Source organism: Methylobacillus rhizosphaerae (assembly GCF_900187985.1).
GTDB classification, from domain to species: Bacteria; Pseudomonadota; Gammaproteobacteria; order Burkholderiales; family Methylophilaceae; genus Methylobacillus; species Methylobacillus rhizosphaerae.
Map to the genome: position 1 here is coordinate 69,827 of NZ_FZOA01000003.1, position 13,076 is coordinate 82,902.

12 protein-coding genes are annotated in these 13,076 nt (G+C 54.5%); 4 read left to right on the forward strand and 8 right to left on the reverse strand.

Going from position 1 to position 13,076, the window contains the following annotated elements; translation table 11 throughout:
- Positions 1-78 precede the first annotated feature (78 nt).
- The 4 genes from serS to CHB59_RS04080 form a co-directional block, all read right to left on the reverse strand.
- On the reverse strand, positions 79-1,377 hold the full coding sequence (gene serS, locus CHB59_RS04065) for a serine--tRNA ligase (protein ID WP_089374963.1): 1,299 nt from the start codon (positions 1,375-1,377) through the stop codon (positions 79-81).
- 94 nt (positions 1,378-1,471) lie between these two features.
- Complete coding sequence (locus CHB59_RS04070; protein WP_089374964.1) at positions 1,472-2,776, reverse strand: replication-associated recombination protein A; 1,305 nt, start codon at positions 2,774-2,776, stop codon at positions 1,472-1,474.
- A 39-nt stretch (positions 2,777-2,815) separates the two neighbouring features.
- On the reverse strand, positions 2,816-3,424 hold the full coding sequence (lolA, locus tag CHB59_RS04075) for an outer membrane lipoprotein periplasmic chaperone LolA (RefSeq protein ID WP_089374965.1): 609 nt from the start codon (positions 3,422-3,424) through the stop codon (positions 2,816-2,818).
- Positions 3,425-3,446: 22 nt separating this feature from the next.
- Complete coding sequence (locus CHB59_RS04080; RefSeq protein WP_089374966.1) at positions 3,447-5,747, reverse strand: DNA translocase FtsK; 2,301 nt, start codon at positions 5,745-5,747, stop codon at positions 3,447-3,449.
- Positions 5,748-6,088: 341 nt separating this feature from the next.
- Between CHB59_RS04080 and CHB59_RS04085 the strand changes: the two genes are divergently transcribed.
- Genes CHB59_RS04085 through CHB59_RS04095 form a run of 3 tightly spaced genes read left to right on the forward strand, consistent with a single transcriptional unit; the run spans position 6,089 to position 8,162 of the window.
- On the forward strand, positions 6,089-6,559 hold the full coding sequence (locus CHB59_RS04085) for a Dps family protein (protein ID WP_089374967.1): 471 nt from the start codon (positions 6,089-6,091) through the stop codon (positions 6,557-6,559).
- A gap of 43 nt (positions 6,560-6,602) precedes the next feature.
- Positions 6,603-7,553, forward strand: a complete 951-nt coding sequence (trxB, locus tag CHB59_RS04090) for a thioredoxin-disulfide reductase (RefSeq protein WP_089374968.1) — start codon at positions 6,603-6,605, stop codon at positions 7,551-7,553.
- Between the two features lie 60 nt (positions 7,554-7,613).
- Positions 7,614-8,162 (forward strand): Smr/MutS family protein, encoded by a 549-nt coding sequence (locus CHB59_RS04095; RefSeq protein ID WP_089374969.1) that lies wholly within the window; start codon positions 7,614-7,616, stop codon positions 8,160-8,162.
- Between the two features lie 97 nt (positions 8,163-8,259).
- Here CHB59_RS04095 and ispF read toward each other — a convergent pair whose 3' ends face one another.
- From ispF to CHB59_RS04115, 4 genes are all read right to left on the reverse strand, one after another.
- Positions 8,260-8,742: a 2-C-methyl-D-erythritol 2,4-cyclodiphosphate synthase gene (ispF, locus tag CHB59_RS04100; protein WP_089374970.1), complete on the reverse strand. Its 483-nt coding sequence runs from the start codon at positions 8,740-8,742 to the stop codon at positions 8,260-8,262.
- Positions 8,739-9,443: a 2-C-methyl-D-erythritol 4-phosphate cytidylyltransferase gene (gene ispD / locus CHB59_RS04105; RefSeq protein ID WP_089374971.1), complete on the reverse strand. Its 705-nt coding sequence runs from the start codon at positions 9,441-9,443 to the stop codon at positions 8,739-8,741. Before ispD ends, ispF begins: the two co-directional genes overlap by 4 nt.
- 44 nt (positions 9,444-9,487) lie before the next feature.
- Positions 9,488-9,865 carry a YbaN family protein gene (locus CHB59_RS04110; protein ID WP_089374972.1) on the reverse strand — a complete coding sequence of 126 codons (378 nt, stop codon included), beginning with the start codon at positions 9,863-9,865 and terminating at the stop codon, positions 9,488-9,490.
- A gap of 207 nt (positions 9,866-10,072) precedes the next feature.
- Positions 10,073-11,281, reverse strand: coding sequence for an ammonium transporter (locus CHB59_RS04115; protein ID WP_089374973.1), 1,209 nt, complete (start codon positions 11,279-11,281; stop codon positions 10,073-10,075).
- A 255-nt stretch (positions 11,282-11,536) separates the two neighbouring features.
- On the opposite strand from CHB59_RS04115, the gene pap reads away from it, so the two are divergent.
- Complete coding sequence (pap, locus tag CHB59_RS04120; RefSeq protein WP_089374974.1) at positions 11,537-13,021, forward strand: polyphosphate:AMP phosphotransferase; 1,485 nt, start codon at positions 11,537-11,539, stop codon at positions 13,019-13,021.
- Positions 13,022-13,076: the final 55 nt, after the last annotated feature.

Sequence of the window (13,076 nt, forward strand, 5' to 3'; positions counted from 1 at the left end):
ACAGCAAATGACCTAGGGCACGCCACAAAACAAAACCCCGGATATGATCCGGGGTTACAAACCAAGCAAGAGTTGTCGTCAGCAGGCAGCGCTGATGACTTCCAGCCCACCCATATAAGGACGCAGCACCTCAGGCACTACAACGCTGCCATCTTCCTGCTGGTAATTTTCCAATACGGCCACCAGTGTCCGGCCCACAGCCAGGCCGGAACCATTCAGGGTATGCACCAGCTCCGGCTTGCCATTTTCATTGCGGAAACGGGCCTGCAACCGGCGGGCCTGGAACGCTTCGCAATTAGAGATCGAGGAAATCTCGCGATAGGTATCCTGCGCAGGCAGCCACACCTCCAGGTCATAGGTCTTGGCCGCGCCAAATCCCATATCACCAGTGCAAAGCAACACAGCGCGGTATGGCAAGCCAAGCGCCTGCAATACATGTTCCGCATGCCCAACCATTTCCTCCAACGCATCATAGCTCTGTTCAGGATGCGCAATCTGCACCATTTCCACCTTGTCGAACTGGTGCTGGCGTATCATGCCGCGCGTATCGCGCCCATAGGAACCGGCTTCCGAGCGGAAACATGGCGTATGGGCAGTCAGCTTGATCGGCAGGCTATCCAGCGGCACGATCTCATCGCGCACCGTATTGGTCAGAGTTACTTCCGAGGTCGGGATCAGGTACAGCGTTTCATTGCTGTCGCCCTCCTGTCCACCCTTTTGCGCGGCAAACAGGTCAGCCTCGAACTTGGGCAGCTGGCCGGTGCCACGCAGGGTATCCGCATTGACGATATAAGGCGTGTAGCACTCGGTGTAGCCATGCTTTTCTGTCTGCGTATCCAACATGAATTGCGCCAACGCACGATGCAAACGGGCGATCCTGCCGCGCATCAGCGTAAAACGCGCGCCGGCCAGCTTGGCCCCGGTATCAAAATCCAGGCCCAGCGGTGTGCCGACATCAGTATGGTCCTTGACCGTGAAATCAAAGCTGCGCGGTGTGCCGACACGGCGCACCTCGACATTGTCCTCTTCCGATTTGCCGAGCGGCACGCTTTCATGCGGCAGATTGGGTACGTTCAACAAAAGCTGTTGCAGCTCTGCCTGAATGGCACCCAGCCGCTCCTCATCCGCCTTCAACTGGGCACCCAGCCCAGCCACTTCCGCCATGATGGGCGCCACATCCTCGCCCTTGGACTTGGCAATGCCAATCTGCTTGGAAGTGGCATTGCGCTTGGCCTGCAAATCCTGGGTGCGGGTCTGCACCGTCTTGCGCTCATTCTCCAGCGCAGTGAATGCACTGGTATCAAAGGCGAAACCCCGGCTGGCAAGACGCGCCACTACGGTATCAAGATCATTGCGTAACTGCTGGATGTCTAACATGGAAATTCCTGATTCGATTACATTCAGTGCCTGAGCACATTTTATTGATATTTAACGCGGTTTGCTGCTGGGCTGATTTTCGGGCAACGCCAGCTTATTTCTTGCCAGCCTCTTTGTCCCACTTTTTCAGCAGCGCCAGTTTTTCGCCAATCTTGCTTTCCAGTCCTCTTGGCGTTGGCTGGTACCAGCCTGGCTCTGCCAGCTCATCAGGGAAATAGGTTTCCCCGGCGGCATAGGCATTGGGTTCATCATGGGCATAGCGGTATTCATGCCCGTAGCCAAGCTCCTTCATGAGTTTGGTCGGCGCGTTGCGCAGGTGTACGGGGACTTCGCGGCTTTTATCTTGCCGGACAAAAGCCTTGGCCTGATTATAAGCCATATAGCCCGCGTTGCTCTTGGCGGCCACGGCGAGATAAATCACGGCCTGTCCCAGTGCCAGCTCGCCTTCCGGGCTGCCGAGACGTTCGTAGGTCAATGCGGCATCATTGGCGATCTGCATGGCTCTGGGATCGGCAAGGCCGATATCTTCCCACGCCATACGCACGATACGTCGCGACAGGTAACGCGGGTCCGCGCCGCCATCCAGCATGCGGGTCAGCCAGTAAAGTGCGGCATCCGGGTGCGAGCCGCGCACGGATTTGTGCAGGGCGGAGATCTGGTCGTAGAAGTTGTCGCCGCCCTTATCGAAACGGCGACTGTTCAGGGTCAGCGCATTCTGGATGAAATCGGCGTCTATCTTCTGCACGCCTGCGGCCTTGGCCGCCGTGGCGCATTGTTCAAGCAGGTTGAGGAAGCGTCTTGCATCGCCATCGGCATAGCCAATGATGGTATCCACGGCAAGATCGTCAAACTCCAGATGCCCCAGCGCCTGCGCTTTCACGCGCTTGAGCAGTTGCTTCAGCTCATCTTCGCTCAGCGATTTGAGTACATAGACCTGGGCACGAGAGAGCAAAGCGGAGTTGACCTCGAACGAAGGATTTTCTGTGGTCGCGCCAATAAAGGTGACCAACCCGCTTTCAGCATATGGCAACAAGGCATCCTGCTGCGATTTGTTGAACCTGTGGATTTCATCGACGAACAGGATGGTGTGTCGCCCACGCGACAGGTTCTGTTCTGCCTGCTCCATGGCGGCGCGGATATCCTTGACCCCGGAAAACACGGCGGACAGGGCGATGAATTCGCAATCAAAGGCAGTAGCAGTCAGCCGTGCCAGCGTGGTCTTACCCACACCAGGCGGCCCCCAGAAAATCATGGAATGTGGCTTGCCGGATTGGAATGCCAGACGCAGGGGTTTGCCCTCACCGAGCAGGTGCGATTGCCCGATCACCTCATCCAGTGTTTTCGGGCGCAAGGCTTCCGGCAATGGCGCCGCTGGTTCCTGGACAAACAGGTCAGCCATCCCGCCTCCCTGTCATAGGCAAGCTCGCGCCATGTTTGATCATTCGCCCACCACGTCCGCGCCTGCAGGCACCTTGAACCTGAAGCTGCTGCTGTTCAGGGCCGGGTTACGTTCAAACTTGCTGAACTGGATGCTGGTGAGGTGACCGAAACTATCGTGCAATTCCATTTTCTGCAGCACATTGCCGCTGAAACCCAGCAGGACTTTCTCGAAACCACTTTCCTCCGCCTTGGGCACAGCCTGTACCCATTCCAGGCCATCATTGCGACCGCTCAACGCAGTCAGCGTGAAATTGCGTTCCGCATCTTGGGCACCGGCCAGCAAGGATGCGGGGCTGGAACCAATAGCCTTGCTCATGGTACGCACCGTGACCTGATTCAGGTCAGGATCATAGAGCCAGACCTTCTCACCATCACCCACGACCTGTTGCACATAAGGCTGCTCATAATCCCAGCGAAATTTACCCGGACGCTGCAATTGCATGTCACCCTGCACTTCCTGCACCTTGCCACCCTGTACATCAGTCACGACCTGGTGAAAATGCGCGCGCATGGTATTGGTCGTCTGGAAAAACTCCTTGAGCGATTCCACTCCGCCAGCCTGCGCCAATAACGGCACAGCCATCAATGTTGCTGCAATAAACCTCATGTTTTCTTGCCTTTTCCAATACTTAATCATGGCTGTTATTGGGGGCAATCACTTCACGATTACCGTTGCTCTGCATTGCAGATACCAAGCCGGCGCGTTCCATTTCCTCGATCAGGCGCGCGGCGCGGTTATAGCCGATACGCAACTGGCGTTGCACAGATGAGATCGAAGCACGGCGGGATTTGAGCACGATTGCCACAGCCTCGTCATAGAGTGGGTCAGCCTCGCCACCACCTTCACCGAGTTCGCCACCCTCACCGCCATCTTCACTGCCTCCGGTGAGAATACCTTCGATGTAGTTGGGTTCACCTTGCTGCTTGAGATGCTCCACCACACGATGGACTTCCTGGTCGGAAACAAACGCACCATGCACACGCTGCGGATCGCTGGTACCGGGCGGCTGGTACAACATATCACCCTGGCCCAGCAGCGCTTCAGCACCCATCTGATCAAGAATGGTACGCGAATCAATCTTGCTCGAAACCTGGAACGCTACCCGGGTCGGAATATTGGCCTTGATCAGGCCGGTAATCACATCCACTGATGGACGCTGGGTCGCCACTACCAAGTGGATACCGCAGGCTCGTGCTTTCTGCGCAAGGCGGGCAATCGGTTCTTCCACTTTTTTACCAACCACCATCATGAGGTCGGCCAGCTCATCAATCACCACCACGATCAACGGCAGCTCATCCAGGGGCTCCGGCTCATCCGGTGTCAGGCTGAATGGATGCGGAATGGATGTGCCTTCCTTTTCAGCATCACGAATTTTCTGGTTGTATCCCGCCAGGTTACGCACGCCCAATGCCGACATCAGTTTATAGCGTCGTTCCATCTCGGCCACGCTCCAGTTCAGCGCGTTGCCTGCATGGCGCATATCAGTGATGACGGGCGTCAATAGATGTGGGATGGCATCATAAACAGACAGCTCCAGCATCTTGGGGTCGATCAGGATCAGGCGCACCTTGCTTGGCTCGGCCTTGTAGACCAGGCTCAGGATCATGGCATTGATGGCCACGGATTTACCGGAGCCGGTAGTCCCCGCGACCAGCACGTGCGGCATCTTTGCCAGGTCAGCCACCACAGGTTTGCCGGAAATATCCTTGCCCATGGCAATCGCCAGCGGCGAGTGCATCTCAGCATAGACCTGCGAGCCAAGAATTTCGGACAGGTACACAATCTGGCGTTTAGGGTTGGGAATTTCCAGGCCCATATAGGTTTTGCCCGGAATAGTTTCCACCACGCGCACACTGATCACGGACAAGGCTCGCGCCAGATCCTTGGACAGATTAGCCACCTGGCTACCCTTGACGCCTGCCGCCGGGTCAATTTCATAGCGCGTAATCACCGGGCCTGGCAGTGCAGTCACCACCTTGACCTCGATGCCGAAATCCATGAGCTTGCGCTCGATCAGGCGCGAAGTGAATTCCAGCGTTTCGGCAGACTGTACTTCCACTACTCCATTAGGTTCATCCAGCAGGTGTAGCGGTGGTAATGGTGAATCCGGCAGGGTTTCAAACAGTGGCGACTGCTTTTCTTTCTGCACACGCTCACTTTTCACTATCTCAAATGTAGGCGGCACTTCAATCTGCACCGGCTGCCTGTCTTCTGTCCGCTTGCGTTCACTGATGACAAACTCCTGGCGCTTCTGCTCAGCAGCCTTGCCTACTTTGCGATCCTGGTAATCCTGCCAGCGGTTGATCACGTAGTGATAACTGAACTCCAGCCCGGCACCCAGTTTCTCTGCGATGGTAATCCAGGACCAGCCAGTAAACAGGCTGAACCCTACTGCGAGTAAAAGCAGCAGCACCAGGGTGGAACCTGCAAAACCCAGCATGGCCTGCAAGGCCCCATCAATCAATGTGCCCAGCATGCCACCTGCAGCCAGCGGCAATTCCACGGCCATGGAATGGAAGTGCCCTACTTCCAGAGCTGCCGAGGACAGCAGCAACATGATAAAACCAGTCAGGTTGACCCAGATCAACGGCTTCTGTTCGGCATCCACGACTTCCAGCCGCAAATAGACCAGCCACATCGCATAGAAGGCCAGCACTACCCACCACCAGGCGGAAAAACCAAACAGAGACAGCAGGATATCGGAAAGCCAGGCTCCCAATACGCCACCAGCATTGTGCGTAACATCACTATCGCTCGCGCTGTGCGACCACGCAGGATCCTCACTGTGATAAGTGAACAGGATCAAGGCAAGATAAAGACCCACCACCACCAGGCCCAGCCACCATGCCTCCTTGACAATACCTGGAGTAGGTGTGGACTCTGCTTGACGGCGACTATTGAGCGGTGTGCTTTTTTTCTGGAAGAACAAGATGATTGACTACCCGGCACAAAATTTAAGCCTTGCGATTATATCAGCATCAGGCCAGTTTCGGCCCGATCACGGCATTGGGAAATTTACTGAATATATTTCCGGCAAATACTGCGGATAAAACAATGTTCCAGTTCTACTTTTACCTGTCAGCGACAACAACTGATTAACCCAGGCTATCACGGACATAACCATAATCAATTTGCACTCCCTTGTGGCGACGCCTACACTAGACATAGTTAACAATTGTCACGATTGTCTGCTATAACACAACCTGAGACACAATCATTGAATTGCAGCAGCATTCAGGTTTCATTTCACCTCAAACAAAGGAGAACAAGATGGTAGATATTGGCATCAGTGAAAAAGACCGCAAGAAGATTGCAGAAGGACTTTCCCATTTCCTTGCAGATACTTATACGCTATACCTCAAGACACATTACTTCCACTGGAATGTGACCGGGCCGCAATTTCGTACATTGCACCTGATGTTCGAGGAACAATACAATGAACTCTGGACAGCAGTAGACCAGATTGCCGAACGTATCCGCTCACTGGATTTTCCGGCTCCCGGAACTTACAAGGAACTCAGTACACTGACCTCCCTTGAAGAAACGAATGGCGTACCCCATGCTCAGGATATGATCAAGGCACTGGTCGCTGGCCATGAAGCTGTTGTGCGTACTGCGCGCTCGGTCTTCCCAGCTGCGGAAAAAGCAGCAGATGAAGCCACCGCCGACCTGTTAACCCAGCGCCTGCAGATTCATGAAAAAACGGCATGGATGCTACGCAGCCTGCTGGAAAAGCCCTAACATTACGAACTTTTGAAATATTGCATCTAGGAGTATTCACCGTATGGCAACAAAACATGCCCGCCTGCTGATTCTGGGTTCCGGCCCCGCAGGTTACTCTGCTGCTGTCTATGCAGCGCGTGCCAACCTGAAGCCAGTGTTGATCACCGGCATTGCCCAGGGAGGCCAGCTCATGACCACAACGGAAGTGGATAACTGGCCTGCAGACGCCGATGGCGTGCAGGGGCCAGAGTTGATGGCACGCTTCCAGAAGCATGCCGAGCGTTTCAACACGGAAATGATTTTTGATCATATCCACACAGCCAAGCTCACTGAAAAGCCTATTCGCCTGATCGGTGACGCCGGTGAATACACCTGTGACTCCCTGATCATTGCCACGGGTGCCTCTGCAAAATACCTTGGCCTGCCTTCAGAAGAAGCCTTCTCCGGTAAAGGTGTATCCGCTTGTGCCACCTGCGATGGCTTTTTCTACCGTAACCAGGAAGTGGCTGTCGTCGGCGGTGGCAACACTGCCGTTGAAGAAGCGCTCTACCTTGCCAATATCGCCAGCAAGGTAACCCTGGTGCACCGTCGCGACAAGTTCAAGGCTGAGGCCATCCTGGTGGACAAGCTTATGGAGCGCGTCAAGGAAGGCCGTATCGTCCTGGAAACTTTCCACACGCTGGATGAAGTACTGGGTGATGACTCCGGCGTGACAGGTGTACGCCTGAAAGACGTCAACACTGGCACCACCAAGGAGATTGCGCTGCAAGGCGTATTTATCGCCATTGGTCACAGGCCCAATACCGATATTTTTGAAGGCCAGCTGGACATGGAATGGGGCTACATCATCACCAAGGCCGGCCGTGAGGGCAATTTCACTGCCACCAGCATCCCCGGCGTCTTTGCTGCAGGTGATGTGCAGGATCACATCTACCGCCAGGCTGTTACCAGCGCTGGTTCAGGTTGTATGGCAGCACTGGATGCCGAACGGTATCTGGATCAATTGTCGTAAATAGCAATTCCCGCAGGAGTACTTCCTGCGGGTTCTCTTTTTTGCTGGTAGTTCAGAAATATGGCTGATTACGAGGACAATGACGATGAAAGCAGACTGTTTCTTGACGCAGTCAAAGACGCTCGCCCACTCAAACCGTCTCGCCTGGATCAGCACCCACTTCCAACTCCCAAACCCAAACCTGTTCCCCGGCAACTCCTGAGAGATGAACGCCAGGCACTGGCAGATTCCCTTAGCGATGGCTATATTCCCGCCCATGAATTGGAAAGTGGTGAAGAACTACTGTATCTACGCGATGGCCACTCTCCAGACATCTTGAGCAAGTTGCGTCGTGGTCACTGGGTAGTGCAGGCTGCCATCGATCTGCATGGTCTGGTCAGCGATGAAGCCCGGATGTATGTCGCCGAGTTCCTGGCTCATTGCAAAAAACGTGGGATCCGCTGCGTGCGCATCATCCATGGTAAAGGCCTCAGCTCACGCAACCGGGAACCGGTGCTCAAGCATAAATTGCGCAACTGGCTGATGCAGAAAGATGAAGTCATCGCCTATGCCCAGGCACGCCCTCAAGAGGGTGGCAGCGGCGCTGTCATTGTCCTGCTTAAAGCCTGATAGAACCAATTACCGGAGGCGCTTCTGGTGCCTGCTGCCAATCGGCACTATCCTCCAACAGGCAGCTCAAGCAAGCAAGGCACGACCATCAGAACACTTAAATCTGGTAACGCTGGATCAGGCACACGGCCTGCGCCGCGATCCCTTCACCACGTCCGGTGAATCCCAGTTTTTCCGTAGTAGTGGCCTTGACGTTGACGCTATCTGTCGGCAAGCCGCAGTCCTCGGCAATATTGCGACACATATCGCTGATATGCGGCGCCATCTTTGGCGCTTCGGCCATGATGGTGGCATCAATATTCACGATGTTGTAATGCTTGGCCTTGAGCAGCGACACCACATGTCGCAATAAAACCCTGGAATCAGCCCCTTTGAAACGCTCATCCGTATCGGGGAAATGCTTGCCAATATCCCCCAGCGCCGCAGCGCCAAGCAAGGCATCGCTCACAGCATGCAGCAGCACATCTGCATCTGAATGGCCTTTCAGACCTTTGGCAAAAGGAATCTCCACCCCGCCGATAATACAGGGGCGCCCTTCCACCAGTTGATGTACGTCAAATCCGTTTCCCACTCTGATCATGATGTTTTATGCTCCCTGGCATCTGCAAGCAGGATGGCTTCAACAAGCTTCAAATCCTGCGGATAAGTAATTTTAAGGTTCCTCAATTCACCTGGTACCAATTTAGGGCTGAATCCCAGCGCCTCCACGGCCTGCGCCTCATCAGTGGGCGCGCCGCCAGCCTGTTGCAAGGCCTGCTTCAATAATTGGTAACGGAACATCTGCGGCGTTTGTGCCTGCCACAGTCCATCGCGCGGTTCAGTCTGCGCTACACGCTGGGCAGCATCGGCGCGCTTGAGCGTATCAGCCAGCGGAATGGCCAGCAAGCCGCCAACGTCATCATCCTGCAAGTTGTCCAGCAGGCGGTCCAACATGGCATGGCTCAACCCCGGACGAGCTGCATCATGCACCAGTATCCAGTCTTCCGCTGCAACCTGGCCAGCCATAGCTTGCAGACCATTGAGCACTGTCGCTGCGCGGGTATCACCACCTTCGCGGTGCACATGAACCTTGCCATCAACACCCCCTTCATGCTGCTCCCAGAATGCATCATCCGGGCTAATCACTACGTGCACGGAACTGATGCGACCAGCAGAGGCAAACAGGGACAAAGTATGATGAATCAGCGGCCTACCGAGCAAAGGCAAATACTGTTTGGGATATTCAGCTCCCATGCGGCTGCCAGTACCGGCAGCAGGGATCAATACATGGAATTTCGACATGGCAGGATTCTAGCATGAGCCAGCTTGCACACAGCACAGTCCCGTCAATGACTAGCAGGCTCAGGCCGCAGCACAAGCCAGATTGCCACCGCGGCCATGGTCAGGGTGACACCCCACTTTGCCCATAATGGCGCAGGAGAAAAACACAAACCAATGGCACTACAGGACATCATGAATACCGCAATATATTTGGCCTTGCGCGATACCGCACCCTGTTCACGCCAGTCGCGGATATGATGCCCATATCGGGGATGGTTGAGCAGGTAGCGCTCCAGTTGTGGCCAGCCACGCTCGCCTGCCCAGGCTGCAAGCAGCACAAACGGCACCGTAGGCATAATGGGAAGGAACGCACCAATCACACCCAGGATCAGGGAAATCACGGCCAACAGCCGCCACAGCAGTATCTTGGTATGTCTTAACATGCAAAACTCTCGGCAATAGCCTTGAAGATACCACGACTGTGACCCAGCACGCATGCAAAACGGTGTGTGGGAAAGTCCTGTCACTCAGGTATAAGACTTTCCCGCACCATGACCTGGCTATCAAAAATCTAACGCGGGTCTGAAGAACCAACCCCCAACCTTATATCAGAATCCGGTACCGGGAATCGGTTACATGGTCAAAAATAGCTACTCATCCTGTCCCGCAGCCAGATTGGGGGTTGCTGCGATTTTGTGAATGGACAGGTCGGCACCGTTATATTCCTCCTCCGCCTCCAGGCGCAGCCCCACCAACAGTTTCAATGTGCCATAGACCGCAAATCCGCCAAGCAATGCAATCGAAACTCCCAGCGTTGTGCCCAGCAGTTGCGACACCAGGCTCACTCCACCCATGCCACCCAATGCCTTGGCACCGAAGATACCTGCCGCCACCCCACCCCAGACACCACAGATACCATGCAAAGGCCACACACCCAGCACATCATCAATTTTCCAGCGATTCTGCGTCAGCGTGAATGTCCAGACAAACACCGCGCCGGCTACCAGGCCGATCACCAGCGCGCCGAGCGGATTGACCACATCAGAACCGGCACAGATGGCCACCAATCCTGCCAGCGGACCATTGTGCACAAAGCCTGGGTCATTCCTGCCAGCCAGCAGCGCTGCCAGCGTACCGCCAACCATGGCCATCAGGGAGTTAAGTGCGACCAAGCCAGTCACAGCATCCACAGTCTGGGCCGACATGACATTGAAGCCGAACCAGCCCACAGTGAGTATCCAGGCTCCCAGCGCCAAAAACGGGATACTTGATGGTGGAAAAGCATGCAAGCGGCCATCCTTACTGTAACGGCCAATGCGCGGACCAAGCAGCAATACCGCTGCCAAGGCAATCCAACCGCCCATGGCGTGTACGACCACGGAGCCGGCAAAGTCATGATAAGGTGCGCCAAATGTCGCCTCCAGCCAACCCTGGATGCCAAAATGACCATTCCAGGCAATGCCTTCAAAAAATGGGTAAATCAGCCCTACGATTGCAAATGTCGCTGCCAACTGTGGATTGAACCTGGCTCGCTCTGCAATGCCGCCGGAAATAATGGCGGGAATGGCAGCCGCAAAAGTCAGCAGGAAGAAAAACTTCACCAGTTCATACCCATTTTGTGCTGACAGCGCTTCCGCCCCTTGCAGGAAACCTACGCCATATGCCACGCCATAACCAATGAAAAAATAGGCAATGGTGGATACCGAAAAATCCACCATGATCTTGACCAGGGCATTGACCTGGTTCTTGCGGCGCACAGTACCCACCTCAAGAAAGGCGAACCCGGCATGCATGGCAAGCACCATGATGGCGCCAAGCAATATGAAAAATACGTCATTTCCTGACTGTATTGCATCCATCTTAATCTCCTCCATCTATTTTTATAGTGATGAATGATTAGCAAAAACCACGCCAATATTTATCTGCATGTTTTATAAGGAGTTGACATTCTCCGTGGCAAATATACGCACTATATGTGACCAGCACCTGGTGCAATGCACCAAATATGTGCAATTCATACGATTGTTGTGTTTTCTCCATGCATACAGCTTTGACACCCGGATGAAGTTTATGCAACATGGATTCCCATCCACATTCCATCCAGAAGATCGTCCATGTTTGAATCCGCAGAACTTGGTCACACCGTTTCAGATGAAACATATGAAAAAGAACTTCCAGCCTTGCGGGAAGCATTGCTGGAAGTGCAATACGATCTCGCCCAGGCCAGGAGCTTTCCCGTCATTATCCAACTGGGAGGCGTGGATGGAGGTGGCAAGGGAGAAACTGCCAACCTGTTGAATGAGTGGATGGATCCGCGCCTGATCCATACCCACGCATTCGGCCCGCCATCCGAGGATGAGGCAGAACGCCCACCCATGTGGCGCTACTGGCGTGAGCTACCGCCCAAGGGTACCATGGGCATCTTCTTCGGCTCATGGTACACAGCCCCCATCGTGGAAAACATGGACGGCAAATTGCGCCGCAAACTGGATAGCCAGCTCAGCGATATCGTGCGTTTCGAACGCATGCTGACGGATGAGGGCGCCCTCGTCATCAAGCTCTGGTTCCATCTTTCAAAAAAGCAGCAGAAACACCGGATTGCCGAACTGGAAGACAACCCCAGAACCCGCTGGCGCGTCACCGAGCAGGATAAGCAGCACCTGAAACACTACGACGCATTCCGTACCATCACTGGCCACGTGTTGCGGGAAACCAGTACCGCAAATGCCCCCTGGAAAGTCATAGAGGGTTTCGATGCAAATTATCGCAATCTGACAACCGGCCAATACCTGCTGGAAGCCCTGCGCAAGCACCTGGACAACAGTACGCCTGTTGCCTGCAAAACCACTGCGCCGGCACTGGCGGTAGTGGATAGCCTGAATGTGCTGAATGCGCTGGATTTGGGCAAATCACTGGATAAGGACGACTACAACAGCCAGCTTGAGGAGTATCAGGGCAAACTCAATCTGCTGACCCGCCACGAGAAATTCAAGAAAATTTCCGTGATTGCAGCATTCGAAGGAGTCGATGCCGCAGGCAAGGGTGGCGCTATCCGGCGTGTTACCCAAGCCATGGATGCCCGCACCTACAACATCGTGCCGATTTCCGCACCCTCCGATGAAGAAAGTGCCCAGCCCTACCTCTGGCGTTTCTGGCGCCAGTTGCCACGACGCGGGCGTGTGACCATTTTCGATCGCACCTGGTATGGACGGGTATTGGTGGAACGAGTGGAAGGTTTTTGCAGTGAACCGGACTGGATGCGTGCCTATGCGGAAATCAATGACTTTGAATCGCAACTCACCGATCACAACATCGTATTGCTGAAATTCTGGCTGCATATTGACCAGGATGAGCAACTACAGCGCTTTGAAGAACGGGAGAAAACCGCGTTCAAGCGTTACAAAATCACAGCGGAAGATTGGCGTAACCGTGAAAAATGGGACGAATACCAGAAAGCCGTGTGCGACATGATAGACCGCACCAGCACAGAACAGTCTCCGTGGACACTTGTGGCATCCAACGACAAGAAATATGCCCGCATCAAGATACTCAAGACCATCTGCGAGCAACTGGAGCGTAAACTGGATGCGCTGAAATGACACAGGCAGGCCTGCAACATGTACTCATCTGCCTCTTGAGATGTTAAGCTCCTGC